Genomic DNA, 21,922 nt, shown 5'->3' with positions numbered 1-21,922 from the left:
CGCTTTTGTATAAAACAAAAGGCTGTTCAGAATATCCGAACAACCTTTCCACATGAACATAAATGAAAAATCAACTTAAAACTGCGCTTCTTCCGTAGAGCCTTTCAGGGCAGCAGTGGAGGCTTGCCCGTTCATTACAGTATTTTGAACGGCATCAAAATAACCCGTACCGACAAATGCTTGGTGCTTAACGGCGCGGAAACCTTTGGCAGTGAGCGCAAATTCTTTCTCCTGCAACTGTGAATAGCCCGCCATACCCAACTCGCGGTAAGCCCCTGCCAATTCAAACATGCTCGTATTGAGCGAATGGAAGCCCGCCAACGTGATGAACTGGAATTTATAACCCATATCAGCAATTTTTTCGCGGAAGGTCAGCATTTCCTCGTAGCTCAGTTTAGATGCCCAATTGAAAGACGGCGAGCAGTTGTAGGCCAGCATTTTATCGGGATATTTTTCGTGGATGGCCTGTGCAAATTCGCGCGCTTCGCCAAGGTCGGGATGCGAGGTTTCGCACCAAATCAGGTCGGCAAAAGGTGCGTAGGAAAGCCCGCGGCTGATGGCCTGCTCAATGCCGTTGCGCACTTTGTAAAAGCCTTCCACGGTGCGCTCACCGTAAATAAAAGGTCGGTCGCGTTCGTCTATGTCGCTGGTAAGCAGGTTGGCAGCGTCGGCATCGGTGCGGGCAATCAACAGCGTGGGCACGCCCATTACGTCAGCCGCCAGCCTTGCCGCTACGAGCTTGTCCACGGCTTCGCGAGTAGGCACAAGCACTTTCCCGCCCAAATGCCCGCATTTTTTGGCACTGGAAAGTTGGTCTTCAAAGTGCACGCCGGCTGCACCCGCTTCAATCATAGCTTTCATCAGTTCAAAAGCGTTGAGATTGCCGCCGAAACCGGCCTCTGCATCGGCCACGATGGGTGCAAGCCAGTAGGTGTCATTATTGCCTTCCAGCGTGGCAATTTGGTCGGCGCGAAGCAATGCATTGTTAATTCTTTTAACCACCATCGGAACGGAGTTGGCAGGATACAGGCTTTGGTCGGGGTACATCTCCCCTGCCAAGTTAGCATCTGCCGCTACCTGCCAGCCGCTCAGATAAATGGCTTTCAAGCCGGCTTGCACTTGCTGTACTGCCTGATTGCCTGTGAGTGCGCCAAGGGCGGCCACGTAAGGTTCGCTGTGCAGCAGATTCCAGAGCCGCTCTGCACCCATGCGAGCGATAGAGTATTCCAATGTAAAGCTACCTTGCAGATTGACAACTTCTTCGGCAGTGTACGGCCGCTCAATGCCTTTCCAACGCGGATTAATTGTCCAGTCGGTTACTAATTGGTTGATGCGTTCTTGTTTATTTTGCATGATTGACAAAAAATTTGGGTGATGAAATAATTTTAGGTTGATATGTTTTTTAAGCCAGCAGTTGATATGCCCGAACCGTCAGGAAATCCTCAAACTCATCGGAAAGCACCTGATGGTCAAGGAGTTCGGCGGCGGTGGTGAGTTTGTCGGCAAAAGTTTCGGGATACTCCTGTGTGAGTTGTTCCAGAATCTGTGCGCGCAGCGTGCGGTAGGCAGATTTATCAAACCGCAGCCCCTCGGCGGTGGTGATGCCGTGGTGTAGCCATTGCCACAACTGTGCCCGCGAAATTTCGGCAGTTGCCGCATCCTCCATCAGGTTGTTGATGGCTACTGCCCCCTGTCCTTTGAGCCAGTAGGCCGTGTAAAGAATCCCTACGCGGATATTGGTAATAATGCCTGCCCGTGTAATTTGCCCCGGCGTTGCTTGGGCATTGAGCAGTTGTTCGGCCGTAACGGCCACATCCTCGCGCAGGCGGTGTTTCTGGTGCGGTCGTTCGCCCAAAAATCGGTCAAATACAGCTTTGGCAACAGGCACCAGCCCCGGGTGCGCAACCCAAGTGCCGTCATAGCCTTGCTGTGCCTCGCGTTCCTTATCGGCTTGGACGTTGGCAAATGCTACGGCATTTACTTGCTCATCTTTGCTGGGAATAAATGCCGCCATGCCGCCAATGGCATGTGCACCGCGTTTGTGGCAGGTTGCAACCAACAGCTCGGCGTAGGCACGCATAAAAGGCACGGTCATTTTAACATCGGAGCGGTCGGGCAACACAAAAGCGGCATGTTGATGAAATTTTTTAATAAAGCTGAAAATATAATCCCAGCGGCCGGCATTCAAACCTGCCATATGTTCGCGCAGCTCGTAGATAATTTCATCCATTTCAAAAGCCGCCGTAATGGTTTCAATCAGCACGGTGGCTTTGATGCTGCCACGAGGGATGCGGAGATAGTTTTCCGCTGCCGTGAATACATCGTTCCACAGGCGGGCTTCCTGATGGCTTTCCAGTTTGGGCAGATAGAAATAAGGGCCTCTGCCCTGTGAAAGCAGTTCATGCGCATTGTGAAATACGTACAAGCCGAAGTCAAAAAGTGAAGCCGAAATCGGTTCGTCGTTGATGAGCAGATGTTTTTCGGTCAGATGCCAGCCCCGCGGACGTACTTTCAGCACGGCAGTTTGTGCCTGAAGTTCGTACAATTTGCCATCGGGCGAACGAAACTCAATGGTTCTTCGTACAGCATCGTACAGGTTGATTTGCCCTTCCAAACAGTTGTCCCAAGTCGGGCCGTTGGCATCTTCAAAGTCGGCCATGAAAACCTTTGCACCCGAATTGAGCGCGTTAATCACCATTTTCCTGTCCACAGGGCCGGTTATTTCCACACGGCGGTCTTGCAAGGCAGGCGGAATGGGGGCTACTTGCCAGTCTGCCTGCCTAATGTGTTCGGTTTCGGGCAGAAAGTCGGGAAGTTCACCGGCGTTAAATGCTTGCTGCCGCTCCCGACGGCGGGCGAGCAAAATCTGCCGACGGGCATCAAAACTTTCATGCAGATAATGCAGAAATTCCAATGCCGCAGGGCTGAGTATTTCCTCCTGTTGAGGACTGAGGGGCGCTAAAAATTGAATAGCACTGTCTGTTTGTATGGCTTCCATATTGTCCTGATAGTGTTTGGTGGAATGGATGATACAAACTTACAACAGAGAAAAACATAAGTCAAGCGAAATTTCGCTATATAATTTTTTTCGCTAAATGTAATTTTTGAGCGAAACCTTACAGGATAGGCAGGCAGGCAGTTATATCCTTTGGAGAAGCCCGAAAAATTTTTTCAGTTTGCTGAAATTCTTTTTCTCAGCGAAAATTCGCAATAATTTATCAAGTTGTTTGTAGGCTACTTACCTACCTGCTCAACTGCACCAACTTTAAACTACGATATTCAACCTTGGCGTTTTTGGCAGGATAGACCCAGCCGATATCGCCATTGGCAAAATGGAACAGGTCTTCGCTTGCCATGAAGTCTGTAGCAAGGCTTTCAGGCTTGCGCACTACCTCGCCGCGCTCATTGAGTAACACACATTCGCACAGTTGTTGATTACTGTCGCCCCAGCGCGGGGTATGCCTTGTTTCATGCCATTTTTTATGATTAAGAACATCATAAGGTGCTTTCTTCCAAATCATAAACAGGTAGTCGCCTATCCATGCCGAACGAATAATCAGCGGATTCCTATTAGTGTCGCGCTCCTCAATAACAGGCAACAATTTCCACGGATTTTTCATCGTTTTACCGGAAATAATCAACAGCCCCGGATAGTAAATGCCTGTTTTGCCGCGTTGTGAAAAACTGATGTAGTAGCGATTGTTTTTCAGGCTCAGGCTGCCCAACGTGCCGTAGGTAATGCCTTTTTGATTAGCTGCCATCGGATGTACGCAGTTACCCGTAGGCGACCAATAGGGGAAATGGTTAAACACTGTTTTAGTAGTATCGCCATATTTTGCCTTTTGTTCGGTAACGCGGTGCAATGAAATGCCTTTGGGGTAGGCATCACCTAAGGCAGCGGTGATAATGTGCCCGTTGTGAACTAACAAACGCTGGTCTAAACTGTGGCTAACGCCCCAATCCCAAATTACGCGTAAATTGCTGCCGTCCAGATTCATTTGCACCAACATATCGCCCTGATGAACGTCGCGTTTGTTTGGGTCATCGCTCCATTCCTGCTGATGGGCGAAGATGAAGATGTACCTGTCCGCAGAGGCAACCAATCGGGCGCTGCCCCAATCCATCGGGTCAAATTTTGCGCCTCTCTGGTTGTAAGGATGTACATGCCCGATGACCAAGTGCTCAAAGGTTTGCTTCCACTGCTTGTCAAAGCCGACGACCATCAGCGTATCGCCATAGGCAAGCCCGATGGCTGCCCCTGCACTGCTTTGGCAAAAACCTGCCAGCCGTGCGCGGGGAAACTTCTTGATGTCTTTGATAAACTTCCCGTTGGCAGCAATTTGAGAGATGTGCACCTGCGGAATTTTTTCCTCAGATTGCCATGAAGCCGACATTGCCGTTTTGTTTGGCTGCTTCGGTTTTGGCTTGGCAACTCTGTATGACTGCCAAGCAATGAGCAACGAGTTATCCTTTTGCGGCACTGCCACGCACACGGGATTTTTCTCTACTACGGAAGAGAACCCACCAAAAACGTTGGCTAAGGGATAGGCGACAGGTGCAGGCAGTTGGATAGTGGTGGTTTTCTACTTCACCGCAGGCGGATTTTGAGCGGCAACTGCCCAAGGCAACAGGGCAACCGTCATTATTTTGACAAACCTCATCATAAACCAAGAAAGTTGATTGACAAGGGTTGATACCTTTGGCAGGCAAATGTTCCTTGGTTGGGGAGGAAAAATTTCCGAAAAAATCAGAGATGTTGGGGGGAATATAAAAAACTTTGTGGCTGCGCCAGGAATCGAACCTGGATCTTGAGTTCCGGAGACTCACGTACTATCCATTGTACTACGCTGCCGATGCGGGAGTGCAAAAATATAAAATGCCCTTGAAACAAGAATATACCCGCGGTGGTTATTGTTGCAAAAGTTTTTCAAAACCGTAAACCGCAATTTTTATATGGCATTAGCACCCGGCACACAAGCCCCTGATTTTGAGGCGAAAAACCATGCAGGCGAAACTATTCGCCTTTCAGATTTCAGAGGCAAAAAGGTTGTTTTGTATTTCTACCCCAAAGACGATACCCCCGGCTGTACGGCAGAAGCCTGCAACCTGCGCGATAACTACGACCGATTTTTGGCGGCAGGTTACGAAGTCATCGGGGTTAGTACGGACAGCGAAAAATCGCACACCAAGTTCAGGGAAAAGTATAGCCTGCCTTTCCCACTCATTGCCGATACAGACAAAAAAATTCACGAACTGTACGAAACATGGGTAGAAAAAAGCATGTACGGCAAAACCTATATGGGCACAGCCCGCATAACCTATGTAATTGATGAACAGGGAGTTATCATTGATACGATTGAGAAGGTGAAAACCAAAGAGCACGCCTCCCAAATTCTCAAATAGTACATCTGTTAAGGCTGCTTGAGCGTATTTTTCACTACGCCAAGCAGCTTTTCTTTGGTAAGAGGTTTGCGACAGAACGCATTAAAATTGGCCTCTTTACATATCTTTTCGTACTCCTCTTCTGCAAAAGCCGTCAGTGCAATGGCCTTAAATTGTTGTGTAGGATAATTGCTGCGCAACTTTTGAAGCAATTCAATCCCGTTTTCGTCCGAAGTGTCAAGATTAATATCCATTAATATCAAATCAATCGGGGTTTGCTGTAAAATACCTGATAGCTTGGCAATATTATCGGCCAGATAAACATTATAATCAGCAGCAAGGTACTTTTGGAAGATAAAAGCGTTAATCATATCATCTTCCACAATCAGGATATTCATCCTTTCGGCACTGGCCGATTGCGCTTGAAAATGAGACATAAGCAAGATTATTGGTTGATATACATGCAGAAGTTGCTACAGCAATATAACAATTCTGAGTATAACTACATAACGTTCTTCAAGCAAATTTATGATGCAAAGATGTAAAACAATCGCATTTCTTTAAGTTTGTGGAAACACACAGGTATGTCAGTAGTCGTTTCCGCACTTACGAAGCAATACGGAAGTCAGTTAGCTGTAAATGAAGTATCCTTTACGTGTGGCAAAGGAGAGATTATTGGCTTTCTGGGGCCGAATGGCGCAGGCAAGTCCACCACAATGAAAATCATTACGGGCTACCTCCCGGCAACATCGGGCAAGGCAGAAGTCTGTGGCTTTGATGTGGCGCAACAAGCGGCCGAAGTAAAAAAGCGCATCGGTTATTTGCCCGAACACAACCCACTCTATTTGGACATGTACGTGCGCGAACATCTTGAATTTGCCGGTAAATTATATGGACTAAAAGGTGCGCTTTTGCAAAGCCGTGTGGATGAAATGATTGACCGTTGCGGTTTGGAGCGGGAACAGCACAAAAAAACAGGCGCACTTTCAAAAGGTTACAGGCAGCGCGTAGGATTGGCTCAGGCACTGATTCACAATCCGCCTGTTCTGATTTTGGACGAACCCACAACAGGTTTAGACCCCAATCAAATTACCGAAATACGCCAACTGATTCTTTCTACGGCACAAGACAAAACGGTGATTCTATCCACCCACATCATGCAGGAAGTACAGGCCATTTGCCATCGGGCGGTCATCATCAACCTTGGTAAAATAGTTGCCGATTCGCCCGTTAGCGAACTGACTGCCAACGCCAGTTTAGAAGATGTTTTCCGCAGGCTTACGCAAGTTTGATTCGCCTGTACGGTGTTAATTATAGTTTGAGGCTGTCAGTCAAAAGGCGAATTGGGCTACAAGCAATTGATTATTGGTGATTTATAAACAAAATACTGTATCAATTAAAAAAATCAACCCTAAGGGTTGATTTCACAAATGTCGTTCGTTCCTGACAGCAGGGTTTACTTAACCGGTTCTACGGTAAAGCCTTTGTTGCGCAACAGTGCAATCACGCCGCTGCTGCCCCCCAAGTGCCCCGCACCTACGGCATAAAAGACTGCCTTTTCGTTGCTCAATCGGGTGATTTTATCAATCCATGCGCGGTTGCGATTGGTAAGCAGTACTTCCTCAAACTGCTCTGCACCAAACGAAGACTTTTTAATGTTTTCGTACAGTGCGTTAATATCCTGCTTTTTGTAAGTGGCTATTAACGCCTGCATTTCGTTTGCTTGTTTCCCGTAGCTATCCAGCATTTCCACCAACATTTTGGCTTGGGTCTCCAATGGAATGGCATCAAATACTTTCAACTGGTCGGCGACGGTTTCCATGCCGATGACTTCTTTGTTTTGCTTTTTTGCCATCCCCATCAGTTTCATTTCGTAGGAAACAGTCTGGCAACTCATCAGTCGGGGATACATCAGGGCTGAAAGTGCCATGGGCTTCATCATTCCCAACAGGCTCAAATCCATTTTAACCGAATCTTTGAAGAATCGGTTGAGGCGTTCGTAGTCGGTTTCGGGCAGTAATTTTTTCAGGTGCCCGCCGTTGGGCATAATCATGCTTTGCTGCACCTGCAAAAGCATCATCGGGTCGTCCATGTCTAATTCCAGCGCCAGTTGTTCGCTTTCCGCAAGTGCTTTTTCAGCAGCTTCCGGCAGAAAAAAATCATCGCTGCAAATGGCGTGAATGGTACCGAAAAGGTAGGAGTTTTTGGCTAACCCATTCCCCGAAATACGCCAGAGCAGCGTGTGTTCAGGGTTTTGTGCCCATAACACGCGCTGCCCGACAATGAATAAAAGCAGAACGAGTAATTTACGCATATCAGCTTTTTGCAAGTAATTTTTCAATATCCTTTATCAGGCCTTCTTTGCTGCTGGGGCGTTTGGCGTTGTCATCGGCTACTTTGCCCGTTTTGTCAATCAGCATGTAGCGGGGAATACCACTCACTTGAAAACGATTATAGAATGCCTGTTTTTGCTCGTCGGTTGGCAGGATGTGATAGCCGGGCATGGCAAATTTTTCTACTGCCTTGCGCCAAGCATTTTCACTGTCATCAAAAGAAATATACAGAAAAACTACGTCTTTGCCGTTCAACTGTTGGTGTAATTCTTTGGAATATGGGAATTGCTGACGGCAGGGACCGCACCACGAAGCCCAAAAATCCACATAAACCACCTTGCCCTTAAATTCGCTGATGAGTTCATCAAAAGATTTGGGTTTACCCTCCGCATTCATCGGATTGATGAATTTGATATCATCGGACAGCGCAGCGGACGCAGTTGCTTCCGACTCACTTGTACTAACCGCTTGGTTTGCATTGGTTTCGGAAGGTTCGCAGGCGCTCAGCCAAAATGCGCCTAAAATAGTGATTGCATACTTGAAAAACATAAGAATAAGATTTGGGTAAAAATGTATTACAATGTTCCGTGCGGCCAAAGCACACGATAAGCCAACGGTATTAACAAACTCAATAACAATGCCACAAGCCGAAGATTTACCCACAACTGCATAGATGGCAGCGTTTGGCGTACTCGCTTTTGCAAAACAGGCATGGCAATTGACAGCATCATGCTGATAATCAGGATATAATACAACAAAAACAGCACATAACCGATGTAGTGATGATGCGGCAAAAAGAGGTCAAAAAGACATAAATGCGACGGCAGCCCGTAAATGTACTTCACAAAGAAATATTTGAGCGTGTACAGGCTTAATGCAACAAATGCCAAAATTAAAAGTCCGTGCAGCCACAGCGGCAGAAAAGGCTTGCGCCAGTCGGCAGCCACAAGCAAAGCCCCCGTAATGCCCCATGCCCACAAGGCAATCTGCAAAAAGTTACCTGATGACAAAAAGGCAGCAGCAGGCGAAGGAGATGTCAGAAAGTCCACACTGCAACAGGTAACAATTACATCGGGAGACAGTCGGAAAAAATAGGAGGTCATCAGCCATGTTTCCGCGAGGATGGCCGCTACTACCGGCAGCAGAAAATAGTATTTGAAAGGTGTCAGCGGATAGTCCGGCGCCTGATTATCAGCAAATTGCAGCAACAGATAAAACGCATACAGCGGCAAGGTGATTGTTTTAATGTAGAGTAGCGGATAACCGTACTCGTTGGCTTCCAATGCGCCCGCACCACACATAGCGCCGCGTATCAGGTCGGGTAGGTAGCTGTTAATCAGCCAGACGAACAATGCAAGGCTCACGATTTGTGCCCCTACCGCTACTTGCACGATAGCTCCTAACAAATAGTTTTCGCGCTCCAATGTCAGTTGCTGCGCCGCAAAAGATGAGGCTGACCAATGGCGCAGTGCATATATGCCCTTCCACGCAGCATAGGTAACGATAACAGCTACCGAAATCTGAGTAAGCAGTAATGCAATAATGAAAGGATGGGCTAACATTTACTTTAACTTGATGCGAGGGTCTAAATAGGCATACAAAACATCTACCACAATATTCACCAGCACGAAAAAAGAAGCAACCACGATTGTAGAACCCATCACAATAGGAAAATCCTTATCGCTGACGGCTTGCATGGTATCAAAACCAAGCCCCCGATACTTGAATATGAACTCAACGAAGAACGCCCCTGCCATCAGCGATGCCAGCCAGCCCGTAACTGCCGTAATTACGGGGTTGAGCGCATTTTTGAGTGCATGTTTGAGAATAATCAGGTGTTTGGGTACGCCTTTGGCCCGCGCCGTGCGGATATAATCCTGCGACATGACTTCAATTAACGAACTGCGCGTCAGTTGCATGATGATTGACATGGGCCGCACGCCCAGCGTCAGAGCAGGCAAAATCAGATTTTTGAAATGATATTCGCGGCCGTATTCAGTTTTGATAACGAGAGAGCCTTGCAGTTCCAGCCCTGTCCAGTCTGCCCAATAATAAGCAAACAGCAACTGAACAAGGATGGCCGTAATAAAGGAAGGCGTAGAAATGCCTAATACAGAAACACTTAAAATAATTTTGTCTAACCTGCTGCCTTGGTTAAGCGCTCCCACCATACCCATGCCAATACCTACCAGCGATGCAAACAGCATAGCAGCAGATGCTAGCCAGAGTGTCCCCTCAATATCTTCCAGCAAAATATCTATCACACGCCTGCCCCGCGAGATGGAATGCCCAAAGTAAGGCAGTTTGGCAACCAGCATTTTATCCTCGCCAATTGGCATGAGTTCTATGTAATCAAACTTTTTGCGATGATGTTCAACGCGCCAATGAACGGATACAGGCGAAAGGTCGTTCAGGTACAGGATGAGTTGCTCATGAACAGGGCGGTCAAAGCGGTACTCGCGCATGATGCGCTGTCGTGTTTCTTCGGACTTATCGCGCCCCAGAAGGCTGTCTACAGGGTTTCCGGGCAATACGTGGAAAATGAAAAAAACAATCACAATCACCCCAAGGATGACCAGAAAGCCCGAGAAAAACCGCCATAGAATGTATTTCAGCATAGATGCCTATTTGAGCAAAGATTGAACGGTTGCCGCATCGGGCACATCGTTGTAATGCCATTTACCGACAACAGTACCGTTTTTCATCAGAAAAATGCCCGGGTCGGAGCGCATAATGGTTTTCAGTACTGTTCCATCCGCAAAATAATAAGGAATTGCCAATTGTACTTCATGCCGGAATATTTCAAAATCGGCCTGTGCGGACGAAGTAAGTGCAATGGCTTCAACCGATTTATCTGATTGGGCAATCAGTTGGTTAATGGCAGGGAATGCGCCCATGGAAGCCTTTTTTACGTCGCGCACTACCACAATCAGTTTATTGCCCTCAAAAGTACTTTGCGTCATGTCATTGCCTTTGTCGTCCCAAATGTTGTAATCCAAAATTTTGGGTTTGCAGGTTGCTTCATTTTCGGCCACCATCTGCACCAATTTGTAGGAAGGGTCGGTCGGATATTCGGTCAGGGCAACCTGTTTTCCGTCTTTTTCCATAATGTACACATAGCGGCAAGGCTCTTGCGGCTTCATTAACGCAGGGATGTTATTGCCTACCTTGTAGTTGCGGAAGTCAATAAAAGGCAGGTGCGCTATGGCATAATAGGCTATGCCGAACGAAATAAATGTGGCTGTAATTGCTATTGCCGTTTGCAAGCGGGTAGCCGAATTGTCCCATTGCTTCCACTGTGCGGCCAGCCAGCCAATCAACACCAACAGCACAACATCCTTAGTAAAGGATTGCCAAGGGTTGAGCTTGATGGCATCGCCAAAACAGCCGCAGTCAGTAACTTTATTGAAATAGGCAGAATAAAACGTCAGGAAAGTAAAGAATATAATCAACCCCAACAGCCACAGCAGCGTGAGGCGCATTTTATAGCCGATGAGCAAGGCAATACCCAAAGCAACTTCCAATACGCAAAGAAATACAGCCAACGGCAGTGCGTACGGGATAAAAGCGTGAAAAAACGATGCGAAATCTGTTGAAAAAACCTCAAAATATTCTTCCAACTTAATCGCTGTACCTACGGGGTCGTTAATTTTTATCAGCCCCGAAAAGATAAACAGGCCACCAACCAGCCAACGGACAATCAAATTAACGTAGTGCATTTCTATCAGGATTTATTTTCAGGAAAGCCTATCAGAATCAGGGCATAAACCGAGTAATTGACAATATCTCTGTAATTGGCTTCTACCCCTTCGGAGACAAGCGTTTTGCCTTGATTGTCTTCTATCTGCTTGATTCTGAGCAACTTCATCAGAATGATATCCGTTATGCTCGACACGCGCATCTCGCGCCATGCCTCGCCGTAGTCATGGTTTTTTGCCATTAGCAAGTCCAGCGTTTCGGCAACGGCGCGGTCGTAATCGGCAAGAGCCGTTTCCAATGGCAAATCCAGCGTTGTATGCGCATCATAACGGCTTTGCATAAGTGCAATAAGCCCGTAATTGACTATTGCCACAAATTCACCGCTGATGCTTTCATTGATTTTTTGCGTGCCTTTTTCCTGAATGGAACGGATGCGTTTGGCCTTGATGTAAATCTGGTCAGTAAGTGAAGGGAGGCGCAAAATACGCCAAGAAGTGCCATAGTCGCGTGTTTTATTGGCAAACAATTCGCGGCAGGCAGCTATTACTGCACGATATTCTCTGACAGTCTGTTCAAACAATGCTTTGATGGTGTAAATTTCCACGCAAATTTAATGGAAACAACGAAAGACATGGCTTTTTTTCCGCCGCAAACGCTGCAAATAAACGGCAGGTTGCTGTCGTTAGACAAGCCCCGCATCATGGGTATTTTAAACATCACGCCCGACTCCTTTTATGGCGGCAGCCGATTTTCTGCAACCGACGAGGCACTTCGGCAGGCAGAACAAATGCTCCGCGAAGGTGCTGATTTTCTGGATGTGGGCGGCTACTCTACCCGCCCCGGTGCGGCAGAAGTGCCCGAAACGGAAGAAATCAGCCGCGTTCGCCCCGTTGTGGCTGCACTGGCAAAAAAATTTCCGCAGGCAATCATTTCCGTTGATACCTTTCGCGCCTCTGTTGCACGGGTAGCCGTAGGCGAAGGGGCAAACATGATTAACGATGTTTCGGGCGGGCAGGCCGATGCCGCCATGTTTGCCGCTGTGGGAGAACTGGGCGTACCCTACGTGCTGATGCACTCGCGCGGCAACCCGCAAACCATGCAGCAACTGACTCATTATGAGGATATTTTTACGGAACTGATGTACTTTTTTCAGGAGCGAATCTTGCAATTGCAGCAATCGGGTTGCCGCGATATCATCATTGACCCGGGCTTTGGTTTTGCCAAAACAATGGAGCAAAACTATGCGCTGCTGAAAAATCTTTCGGTGTTTAGGCAGTTGAACAAACCGCTGCTGGTCGGTATTTCGCGCAAATCCATGATTTGGAAGAAATTAGGCACATTGCCCGAGCAAGCCCTAAACGGCACTACGGCACTCCACACAATAGCACTTTTGCAAGGCGCACAAATACTGCGCGTGCACGACGTAAAGCCTGCGGCCGAGATTATTCGTCTGCTAAGCGATTCATAAAAAATTTGCCCGATTTTTGCCCAAATTTGTGTAATGCATCGTTTTTACTTTATTAAACTGCTTTTTATCATGATGAAGATATTACCCAATGGTGCAAAGCTGGCGCTGTTTTTTTGGCTGTTGCAAATGGCAGCATTTGCTCAAAACAAACCCGATTTCATCTACTCGCTGGAACGGCTCAGCCAAGAACCCATTAAAATTACCAAGCGCCCCGTGCCGGATATGCCGAAAATGTCGGGTGATACAACTTTTACCATCTACAAAAATTCATCAGTTACACTGCGCCACTATTTTGTAGATGGCGAACAATACACTCCCCTCTTTAACCCCAACCCTACGGGAGTTTACCTGAACAATCAGCACTTCCTGTTTTTCTGTGATGTGGAAAAAGTATTCCGCCAAAGTGTCAGCAACTATCTGGATATTTACGAGTTCACCTACTTAGGACGCAACTATCTGAGTATCATCACCCTTCGTGAAGACTGCGTGGGGAAAGCCTGTAACTTCCGTTGCTACAATCTCTACGACATCACCAACCCCAAAGCCATTACGCAGGTTTCGTTTTCCAGCATATTCAGCGGCAGCGAAAGCTACGGCGACTTTAACATGGACGGGCAGATGGACTTTGTACGCCTGATTCCGAAACTCCCCGAAAATGCCCCAAAAACCATGAAACTGACGGGCGATACCTACCTGATTACTGCCTATACGGTCAATGGAGGCCGTGCTGCCCAGTTGAAAAACGACCAAAATATGCCCAACTATATTTTTGCCAAAGGCGATGTGGAAGGCAAGCAATTCCGCGTGTTGATGCACGACTGGATGCTTTCTTTGAAAGACAGCACAGGCTCGGTAGCCAAGCCGGTATCCTATTTTCAGCCCTATGTAGCTTTTGACCCCAAAGATGCGCAACTTTACGATGTGCGCGGTGCCAAAGTAGAAAAGAACAAGTGGTCGCTGATTGTCAGCCAGTTCCGCGATTTGGAAGGCGCACAGGCTTTTTGCGAAGAACTGATGACCCGCAAATTTGAGAACATCTTTATTCTTACCGACCAATACAGCCGCGACATATCGTTCTTGGTGATGGTTGGCAATTACCTAACCAAGGAGCAAGCCAAAGCCGATACGGACAAGCTGAAAGGGATGGGCTTCAACCCCAAATTCAAAGATTTGAAGAGTGCCTATTAGGCAAAACCAAAGCAGCATCTTGGAATGCCTGTTAATAAACCTGTTACTTACAACTTAATGAACAGCAATGACATATCGTCGTTGCTGTTGTCGTTTCCGGAGAATGACAGCAGTTCGCGCTCGGTTTTGGCAAGCAGTTGTTCTGCCGAAAGATTGTAATGAGCAGCACAAAATTGGCGAAGGCGCTCAAAGCCAAACTCTTCCTGATTCTTTTCGGAGCGTATTTCCACAACGCCGTCGGTGTAAAGCGCGAGCAAATCACCATGTTGATAGGACACTGTTTCCGCGCTGATGTATTGCTCAAATTGACGGCTGCGTATAATGCCCAAGCCCATGCCTTTGCTTTCGGCCAGCACAGCCTCACCCGTGGCTGCTTTTACATGAATCAACGGACAATGCCCCGCACGCGCATAGCAAAACTGTTGTTTTTCGGTATCTACCACCAAATAAATGGCCGTAATAAACATCTGCGGCGGCAGGCAGTGTGCCAAAGCCTGATTGGCATGTACCATGAAGCGGTCAGGAGGCAAGTCCAACTGGGCTAAACTCTGGAAAATGCCTTTCATTTGCGACATATGAAACACCGCCGACGTGCCTTTGCCCGCCACGTCGCCAAGGATAAAAGCTATGCGATGTGCCGAAAATCGGTAATAGTCATAAAAATCGCCGCCAATAATTTCCGGCGAATGTGTTTTGGCAATCACCTGCAAGTTGCCCTGCCTAAAATTGATGGCGGGCAAAAGCTCTTCCCTGACTTTTTTAGCCGCTGCAATTTCTGCCTGAAATCGCTCATTATCTACCGCATCGGCCAGTAATTGCATATTGTCTAATGCAAGAGCAGCCTGCCCCGCGTAATGGTTCAAGGTAGAATGAGGCAGCAGCACGTTATCAAATATGCTGGAAATTTTTGCCAACAACACCAAAACTCCCACCTGTTGATTGCGGCGCTGCAAGGGCACTACCAATATCGTAGCAAAAGGTATCAGGTCTGCGGGCAGCGCGAGGTTTTTGGAAAGAAACTTTTTACTTGTATCCCAGCCGTAGCCTGTTTGGTCAATCGCCTGTCGGATGTAGCCGGCCTTCAATTTGGTAATGTGCCGACCGATGAAGGGTTTACTTCCCGCCACATCTAACCATGCAGCATCCGCTTTGAATGTGTTGATAGCAATGTCTAAAATTTTTTCAAAAAACTGCTCTTCGTTGCGGAAATCGTGCACCAGCAGCCGATTCAGCTCCGAAATTTCCGAAAATTTGCGCTCAATAATATTAGAAGTCGGCAAATTAAAAAGCACCGTAAGAAAAGAAAAGGCACTGTAAACCGTAATAAAAATGAGGATGACTGCCAGAAAAATGCTTTCCGTTAGGTCAAAGTAATATTCGCTGCCTTCCAGCGGCACTTTTCGGATACCAAAAAAGTAGCCTAAGCAAACAAACAGTATCACAAAGACAAACAGCGTAAACCATTTCTCCCGATAGCGCAACAATGCCACCCAACTCAGGTTGAAGGAGGCCATAAAAGCCAACAGCCATGAAAGCACTATCAAACCTTGTTCTATCCACTCAAAGTGGGTGATGCGATGCAAGTAGGGATGCGGCACCGTATGGAAAAGCAGGCTAAGGAACAGAAAGCCTTCAAAAAACTGCCAAACCATGACCACGTAGGGCGACCTGCCGAAAAAAATCAGTTTCCGCCAAACGACGTACACAAACAGCAGCACCACCACAATGGCTGCAAATTCAATCTTGTAAATCCAGACATGGCCTAACCACTGAAACAGAAAACTCTGTCTGAAATCTTGATTGGCGTGAAACAGCAACAATGACACAGTAGTACCGCCAACAGCTACGAAAAAAATTTTTACCATTTCGCCGATAAAACTACCGGCTTCGCTGTAATCCGAAAAATTGCGTTTTAAAAGGTCTAAAAACAAAAAACCAATGAACCCATTGAGCAGAAACGACTCCAACGCATAGGACATGGACGGCGTATTCTGCGGGAAGCCTGCCATTTCGGGCGGTATCTCCCATACCAGCCAACAAAAAGCTGCTGCCAGCAGGAAACCGTTGTTGCTCAAAAAACGGACTAAACGGGCAGTAAAACCAAATGCCTGAATCACTATTGCCGCTTGCGGGAAAAAACGTAAATAACCGATGAAGATTGATTAACATTCAGGTAGCCTTTGACAAGCGAAATAAACCCCTGCAAAATACCGTTGATGAATCCCCAACGCTTTTCGCGGTATTTTTCGCTAAGCAGGGCAACGTAGAACGGGTCAAAAGGCATGGTTTGTTTATGCAGCAGCCCGAAGCCGTTTGCAGCCATCAGCCGTTCAATATTTTGCGGGGCAAAGTGCCACAAATGGCGCGGAACATCCCATGCCGCCCAATACCTGCCGTAGTACCATGCGTCATAACTCTGCTGATTGGGCAAAGCAACTACGACAATACCTTGGGGAGCAAGCAGCCGCTCAATATTGGCAATTGTTCCCCGAAGGTCGTGGAGGTGCTCCATCACGTGCCAGAAGCTAATGCAATCATATTGACTGTCAGGCAATTGTGTAACTTTCTCAGGGGCAAAAACCGCGAGGCTGAACTTTTGGCGGGCATAGTTGCGCGCATCTTCATCGGCCTCTATGCCTTGCACCTGCCAGCCGGCCTGTTGCATGGCGGCAGGGAAGTAGCCGGTGCCACAGCCCCAGTCAAGCAGTTTGCCGTTGGTTTTGCCGCTGTATTTTTCTACCAGTTTGCGCTTAGATTGGAGCATCCATCCGCGCGCTAAGTGATACAAGCGAAAAAACAGCCCGCGCTTCGTATCACTGTGTGAAACGTAATCTTCTGATTTATAATAACTTCCGATTTTTTCGGAAGGCGGAGGTTGCTGCGTAATAACCATTTGGCATTGGCGGCAACGCGCCAGTGTAAAAAGCTCACCGCTGACAGTATAGTCGCGGCAGGTATGAAAAGCAGCAAATTGTTCGCCGTTACAATCGGGACAAGGGTAATGCGCCTGCATGGAATAAATTGACAAGGGTTAATCAAAATCGCGGTATTGCAGCAAAGTTCCGCAATTTTGTTCGGTTGCTGCCCAATGGGGCAGGTTGAGTACTACATGCGCCACACTGCAAGTTGCCATGCTGTTGATGTCGCGGCTGCCCGTCAGCCACTCTGCCAGATAACTTACGCCCGGATTGTGCCCCACCAGCATTACTTTCCGAAAATTATCGCTGATATGACAAACCACATGCAGCAATGTTCGCGGAGAAGCGTTGTATAAATCTTCTTCAAGAATGATGGCCGATTCGCCAACACCCAAATTTTCGGCCAGCAAGGCAGCCGTTTGGCGGGTACGAACCGCACTGCTTGCAATAATCACTTCGGGGATATTACCCTCGGCGGCTAATTGCTTACCTACCTGAACAGCCTTTCTGATGCCCTGAGAGGTGAGTTCGCGGTCAAAATCGCGTTGGTAGAGGTAGTGGTCTTCTGCCTGCGCATGGCGAACGATGTACAGCGTTTTCATAATAAATTGATTTGACGATAAATTTTTTCGGGCTGCAAATTAGTAAAATCTTCAATAGTCATGTCGGTATGAGCCAGTTCGTCGGCACTGTGTGTGGTGAGTACGCCTACTACTTTGCATCCGGCAGCTTGGGCGGCAGCCACCCCCGAAAGCGAATCTTCAAAAACGATACACCGCTCAGGTGGCAGTTGCAGCGCGGCAGCAGCTTTCAGGTAAATTTCGGGGTTAGGTTTGCCGTGCAACACGTGGCTCTCGTCTAAAATGATACTGAAAAAACCGCTCAATCCTGTATTACCCAAAGTGAAATCTACATTCATGCGCGGTGCAGAAGTTGCAATGGCTCTTGGGATACTCTGTAAATCAAGCAATTGAAGAAATTCCTGCAAACCTGCCAACGGTTGAATATGTGGTTTATAAAGTTCCTGATAGAGTAACTCTTTCTCTATACCGTATTGCGCCAGCAGGTCGGCTTCAATATCTCCGCCAAAGAGATTGCTAATCCACTCTTTGTTGGTACGTCCGTAAATTTTGTGAATCATCTCCTCTTCGTCCAAATTAAAGCCCAGCCGTCGGCAAAACATTTGCAGCGCAACTTTATGATATGGATTGCTGTTCACAATCACACCGTCCATATCAAATACAAAAGCAGGTGTTTTCATAGTCAAAAATACGATTCATTTGGTTAAATGCCGGAGAACGCACCTTAAATTTGACGTATGAATCTGTCATTTTTTTACGAGTCCCCGCCCTTGCCGCTTGCGTTTTACAGACGCTCCGATGTAGTGCAAATTGCCAAAGACTTATTGGGTAAGGTGCTGATTACCAACATGGAAGACGGCTTATGTGCGGCGCGAATCGTAGAAACGGAAGCCTACTGTGGTGCCACCGACCGCGCCTGCCATGCGCATTTGAACAGGCGCACCAAGCGCACAGAAGTCATGTTTGCAGCGGGCGGAGTGGCCTATGTTTACCTTTGCTATGGTATTCATGCCTTGTTTAATGTGGTAACACACGAAGAAGGATTTGCGGATGCCGTGCTGGTGCGTGCGGTAGAGCCGCTTTATAACGTAGAACTGATGATGCAACGGCGGAAAATATATAAACCCAACGATTACCGCCTGACAGCAGGCCCGGGCGCACTTACAAAGGCTATGGGCATACAAACAATTCATTACGGACTATCGCTGCAAGGCAATCAAATATGGATTACGGACGGCCCACCCATTGCCGATGAGCAAATTATCAGCAGCCCGCGCGTAGGTGTGGACTATGCCGGTGAAGATGCCCTGCTGCCCTGGCGCTTTCGTATTGCAGGGAACAGGTGGTGCAGTCCTGCAAAGTAAAGTAGTAAGTAAGTGAGCAACTTAAAACGACCTTTCAAATTTACCGCAAAGCCCACTGAGTATTACGCAAAGAGCGCTAAGTGTTTTTATGATAAATTTTTTCTTTGTGTACACTGCGGTTAAACCTTTGCGCACTCTGCGGTAAAAAAGAACGCGTTAATTTGCTCACCTGCTTATTTCACTGTTTACAACACATCAGACTAAAAAATCAGCAAAAATCTGCATCATCTGCTAAAAATCTGAATTATAGAAGGCTTATTTGATAAGCAGAGGCGCTTATATTGATGTATTTCACTACTGGTTGTATCAATATAGCCTCATTAGTACTACCAATGCTAATTGATTTGTACAATAATCATCAGATGGCCTCTCAAATAGTAGGAAATATCAGTATAAACAATGAATGATTTATTTGGAGATGTATTTTTTTTTTTTTTATTTGCATCAGATGTAGTTATAAGCGCGCAAGCTACTGTCTGCTTTATTCTATCACTTTAAAAATTTTTCAATCATGACGAAAATTAGAGCCGTTTTTACCTCAGCAAAGCCTCATATTTATGGAGGTTTCTTAGGGTTAATATTGTCATCCGCTATCTGGATAGCCTTTCCTGGTAATGTGAAAGCACAGGAGAATCTTGGTCCCGGAGATGGTAAAGGGAAGCAATACTGGAAGTGTAGATGGGAGATAGCATGTGACAATTCACATGAGTATTCCTGCTCAACAGGAGGTAGTTGTAACCACTGGTAGTATTTTTTGCTTAAACAAATATTAGGCTTATAGCAAAATTTTCAGTGGGGAAGTTACAGTTGTATATTTCCCCACTTTTAAGCTTTCAATTCAAAAGAGTGAATCAATTTAAATTATTACGCAGGTATTCATCCATATTCAATTCCCAACAAGAATGAAACAACTTATTTATTTATCCGGCTGTCTGTTTTTATGTTTGCTATTAGGTTCCTGCCAAAGCGATAATAAAGAAACTGAGCAATCGCAGTACAGTACCGATGTCCTGTTTCCGCGTGGAAAGGATTGCACGAACCCGGCGGGGTACAATTATCTGATTAGCATGGAAAATGCACAGGAAAAGACCTTAGAAGATTTATTGGATTCTAATTACGCTATTTCCATCACTCCTTTACAGATAGACGACCCTAAACACCTGTTAGGAGAGATAAGCAAACTCTGGGATTATGGCGATTCGCTTATTTATATAGCTGACTTACAGATTGCCAATAAAATATACGCTTTCAACAGGGACGGAAAACTGAAGTTTGTCATTGATGATACCGGACAAGGACCGGGGCAATACAAAAAAATGTGGGATGTACAATACAACGTGCACCGAAAAATATTGCAGGTTTGGGACTTACCCCAACACAAAATGCTTAGTTTTTCTCTCAACGGCGATTTTTTGGAAGAAAAGAAAATAAATAAGGAAATAGTGTCATTTTATCCCGTAACTGAAGACTGGTACATTTATCACTTAGATGGGCGCGACTACATGGGGCAGAAAAAGCCTTTATTGCTTTACAGTGACATCAGCGGTGAAAAAGTAATGAAGAAAGGAGCATGGGAATATGGAATGGTAGATGCCTTCCCAAGTCGTATTCAATTTTCACTGTACGATGGCAGCGTCTATTTTTCAAGCGCCATGATGGATACTATTTACTGGATTGGCCCGGTAAATGGACAAATTTGTCCTGATTATGTGATAGACTTTGGTAAGAAGAAACTGCCGGAAGAAATTAAAAAGCAGGAAGACCTGATGCGTATCGGGCAGATGATTCAGCAAGCGGGGAGTTCATTTAGTATCGGCAACCTCTTAGTCGGACGTACTTTTCTTCACTTTGAATGGCTCAGTAATGAGAAAGACCGCGAGGATAAGTTTTTTCATTTTGTGGACAGGCACGAATATCTTTCCTACAAAGTTCGGGAGAAAAATTTTTCTCTTTTTGGAATTGGCATAGAGCGACTTAGTTTTAGTAAGCTTCACGATTTTATAGGCTATAGCTATCTACATAAAATCAATAAAACACTCTTGAAACAGGCCATTGCCAGCGACAAAGTACATGCTAAAACCAAAGCGGAACTTGCTAAACTATTAAAATTTGAAGAGCAGGAAATGCCATTTCTGATTCAGTTTAGATTGAAACATACTCAAAACTATTAATTACTCATGAATAAATTAGATAAGGTCATTTTGGCTGCTTCGGTTACGTTGAATCTATCTTTAGTACTTCTTATTTTCAGGGAGTATTCCAGTTATTCTCAAGCAGAGTTTGAATATAAAGCTCAGCTGGATTCACAGAAGAATAGGCAGGCAAAAAGTTTAGCTGAGATAGGGAAAAGACTTACATTTAAGTGCCCTTTAATTTCCGGAACTGATACAGTACACTTTGAAACACTGTTGAGCGATAATTCCTTTAAGGTATTTTTCGTAACAGGTTTTATAAATTGCTCAAGTTGTATTTACAGAGAGATAGAGCGATTGGAAGAGTATAATATACCAAATATGGTAGTTATTTCAGATAAGTCAACAGAAGAGGAGATTCAATATTATTGGAAGAAAAATAAAATTAAATATCCTCTGTTTTTTACCGATATAGATCGTATTGGTTTGACAAGAGACATTTTATCTCAGCCTTCTTATCTCATAATTGATGATTCTTTGAGAGTTACAAATATGATCATATTAGAAAAAAATGATTCATTTCAGGTGGGTGATTACTTTCTGAAATCGTTATCATTAAAGTATGATAGCAGTAAACAATCCTCTAACTGATAAATATGTTTACTTAAGAAGGTAAATTTCTCATTAAGCTTATGAATAATGCAGTGAAATAACATTAGACCTTTTGGTTGGTGACTATCAGTGAATTACCTAATTTTACTTGGTGATTCTTTCAAATTTATATAACTATGGCAAGTATTTTTCACACGTTGCACGTCGCATCTTAAAAGTGACAAGAAATGTAAGGCTGCCACAGG

At 46.0% G+C, this 21,922-nt stretch carries 21 protein-coding genes and 1 tRNA gene; 7 read left to right on the top strand and 15 right to left on the bottom strand.

Features of this window, described 5'->3' with window-relative positions:
- Positions 1-75 precede the first annotated feature (75 nt).
- The 4 genes from aceA to NDK19_RS15995 all read right to left on the bottom strand — a co-directional run bounded on the left by aceA (position 76) and on the right by NDK19_RS15995 (position 4,852).
- On the bottom strand, positions 76-1,353 hold the full coding sequence (aceA, locus tag NDK19_RS16010) for an isocitrate lyase (protein WP_250632917.1): 1,278 nt from the start codon (positions 1,351-1,353) through the stop codon (positions 76-78).
- 49 nt (positions 1,354-1,402) lie between these two features.
- The gene (aceB, locus tag NDK19_RS16005; RefSeq protein ID WP_250632916.1) at positions 1,403-2,998 is read right to left on the bottom strand and encodes a malate synthase A; all 1,596 of its coding nucleotides are present in this window, start codon (positions 2,996-2,998) and stop codon (positions 1,403-1,405) included.
- Between the two features lie 244 nt (positions 2,999-3,242).
- The gene (locus NDK19_RS16000; protein WP_250632915.1) at positions 3,243-4,394 is read right to left on the bottom strand and encodes a hypothetical protein; all 1,152 of its coding nucleotides are present in this window, start codon (positions 4,392-4,394) and stop codon (positions 3,243-3,245) included.
- 386 nt (positions 4,395-4,780) lie between these two features.
- Positions 4,781-4,852: transfer RNA gene (locus NDK19_RS15995), tRNA-Arg, on the bottom strand.
- Between the two features lie 101 nt (positions 4,853-4,953).
- Here NDK19_RS15995 and bcp point away from each other — a divergent pair.
- Positions 4,954-5,403, top strand: a complete 450-nt coding sequence (gene bcp / locus NDK19_RS15990; protein WP_250632914.1) for a thioredoxin-dependent thiol peroxidase — start codon at positions 4,954-4,956, stop codon at positions 5,401-5,403.
- A gap of 8 nt (positions 5,404-5,411) precedes the next feature.
- Here the strand turns inward: bcp and NDK19_RS15985 are convergent, their stop codons facing one another.
- Entirely contained in the window at positions 5,412-5,819 is a 408-nt protein-coding gene (locus tag NDK19_RS15985) for a response regulator (RefSeq protein ID WP_250632913.1), read from the bottom strand.
- A gap of 147 nt (positions 5,820-5,966) precedes the next feature.
- On the opposite strand from NDK19_RS15985, the gene NDK19_RS15980 reads away from it, so the two are divergent.
- A complete protein-coding gene (locus tag NDK19_RS15980; protein WP_250632912.1) occupies positions 5,967-6,674 on the top strand; it encodes an ATP-binding cassette domain-containing protein in 708 nt (235 codons plus the stop codon).
- Between the two features lie 164 nt (positions 6,675-6,838).
- Here the strand turns inward: NDK19_RS15980 and NDK19_RS15975 are convergent, their stop codons facing one another.
- From NDK19_RS15975 to NDK19_RS15950, 6 genes are read right to left on the bottom strand one after another with little or no spacing between them, the layout of a single operon-like run.
- Entirely contained in the window at positions 6,839-7,696 is an 858-nt protein-coding gene (locus tag NDK19_RS15975; protein ID WP_250632911.1) for a TraB/GumN family protein, read from the bottom strand.
- 1 nt (position 7,697) lies between these two features.
- Positions 7,698-8,264, bottom strand: coding sequence for a TlpA family protein disulfide reductase (locus tag NDK19_RS15970; protein WP_250632910.1), 567 nt, complete (start codon positions 8,262-8,264; stop codon positions 7,698-7,700).
- Between the two features lie 26 nt (positions 8,265-8,290).
- On the bottom strand, positions 8,291-9,277 hold the full coding sequence (locus NDK19_RS15965) for a hypothetical protein (RefSeq protein WP_250632909.1): 987 nt from the start codon (positions 9,275-9,277) through the stop codon (positions 8,291-8,293).
- Entirely contained in the window at positions 9,278-10,333 is a 1,056-nt protein-coding gene (locus NDK19_RS15960) for an ABC transporter permease (RefSeq protein ID WP_250632908.1), read from the bottom strand. It lies immediately after the preceding gene.
- 6 nt (positions 10,334-10,339) lie between these two features.
- A complete protein-coding gene (locus NDK19_RS15955) occupies positions 10,340-11,434 on the bottom strand; it encodes a BT_3928 family protein (protein WP_250632907.1) in 1,095 nt (364 codons plus the stop codon).
- Between the two features lie 5 nt (positions 11,435-11,439).
- Positions 11,440-12,018 carry a DUF1599 domain-containing protein gene (locus NDK19_RS15950; protein ID WP_394801693.1) on the bottom strand — a complete coding sequence of 193 codons (579 nt, stop codon included), beginning with the start codon at positions 12,016-12,018 and terminating at the stop codon, positions 11,440-11,442.
- A 9-nt stretch (positions 12,019-12,027) separates the two neighbouring features.
- Between NDK19_RS15950 and folP the strand changes: the two genes are divergently transcribed.
- Complete coding sequence (folP, locus tag NDK19_RS15945; protein ID WP_250632906.1) at positions 12,028-12,882, top strand: dihydropteroate synthase; 855 nt, start codon at positions 12,028-12,030, stop codon at positions 12,880-12,882.
- 69 nt (positions 12,883-12,951) lie between these two features.
- The gene (locus NDK19_RS15940; protein ID WP_250632905.1) at positions 12,952-14,070 is read left to right on the top strand and encodes an SPOR domain-containing protein; all 1,119 of its coding nucleotides are present in this window, start codon (positions 12,952-12,954) and stop codon (positions 14,068-14,070) included.
- 47 nt (positions 14,071-14,117) lie between these two features.
- Here the strand turns inward: NDK19_RS15940 and NDK19_RS16975 are convergent, their stop codons facing one another.
- Genes NDK19_RS16975 through NDK19_RS15920 form a run of 4 tightly spaced genes read right to left on the bottom strand, consistent with a single transcriptional unit; the run spans position 14,118 to position 18,249 of the window.
- Positions 14,118-16,187 (bottom strand): GAF domain-containing SpoIIE family protein phosphatase, encoded by a 2,070-nt coding sequence (locus tag NDK19_RS16975; protein ID WP_250632904.1) that lies wholly within the window; start codon positions 16,185-16,187, stop codon positions 14,118-14,120.
- Complete coding sequence (locus tag NDK19_RS15930) at positions 16,187-17,083, bottom strand: class I SAM-dependent methyltransferase (RefSeq protein WP_250632903.1); 897 nt, start codon at positions 17,081-17,083, stop codon at positions 16,187-16,189. Before NDK19_RS15930 ends, NDK19_RS16975 begins: the two co-directional genes overlap by 1 nt.
- 18 nt (positions 17,084-17,101) lie before the next feature.
- The gene (locus NDK19_RS15925) at positions 17,102-17,590 is read right to left on the bottom strand and encodes a SixA phosphatase family protein (RefSeq protein ID WP_250632902.1); all 489 of its coding nucleotides are present in this window, start codon (positions 17,588-17,590) and stop codon (positions 17,102-17,104) included.
- Positions 17,587-18,249 carry an HAD family hydrolase gene (locus NDK19_RS15920; RefSeq protein ID WP_250632901.1) on the bottom strand — a complete coding sequence of 221 codons (663 nt, stop codon included), beginning with the start codon at positions 18,247-18,249 and terminating at the stop codon, positions 17,587-17,589. The genes NDK19_RS15925 and NDK19_RS15920 overlap by 4 nt, the downstream gene beginning before the upstream one ends.
- A gap of 57 nt (positions 18,250-18,306) precedes the next feature.
- Between NDK19_RS15920 and NDK19_RS15915 the strand changes: the two genes are divergently transcribed.
- The 3 genes from NDK19_RS15915 to NDK19_RS15905 all read left to right on the top strand — a co-directional run bounded on the left by NDK19_RS15915 (position 18,307) and on the right by NDK19_RS15905 (position 21,716).
- Positions 18,307-18,933 carry a DNA-3-methyladenine glycosylase gene (locus NDK19_RS15915; protein WP_250632900.1) on the top strand — a complete coding sequence of 209 codons (627 nt, stop codon included), beginning with the start codon at positions 18,307-18,309 and terminating at the stop codon, positions 18,931-18,933.
- 902 nt (positions 18,934-19,835) lie between these two features.
- The gene (locus NDK19_RS15910; RefSeq protein ID WP_250632899.1) at positions 19,836-21,104 is read left to right on the top strand and encodes a 6-bladed beta-propeller; all 1,269 of its coding nucleotides are present in this window, start codon (positions 19,836-19,838) and stop codon (positions 21,102-21,104) included.
- A gap of 6 nt (positions 21,105-21,110) precedes the next feature.
- A complete protein-coding gene (locus tag NDK19_RS15905) occupies positions 21,111-21,716 on the top strand; it encodes a hypothetical protein (protein ID WP_250632898.1) in 606 nt (201 codons plus the stop codon).
- The last annotated feature ends 206 nt before the right edge of the window (positions 21,717-21,922 follow it).

Origin of the sequence: Rhodoflexus caldus (assembly GCF_021206925.1) — a bacterium.
Lineage (GTDB): Bacteria > Bacteroidota > Bacteroidia > Cytophagales > Thermoflexibacteraceae > Rhodoflexus > Rhodoflexus caldus.
This window is presented reverse-complemented; position numbering and strand designations above follow the sequence as displayed.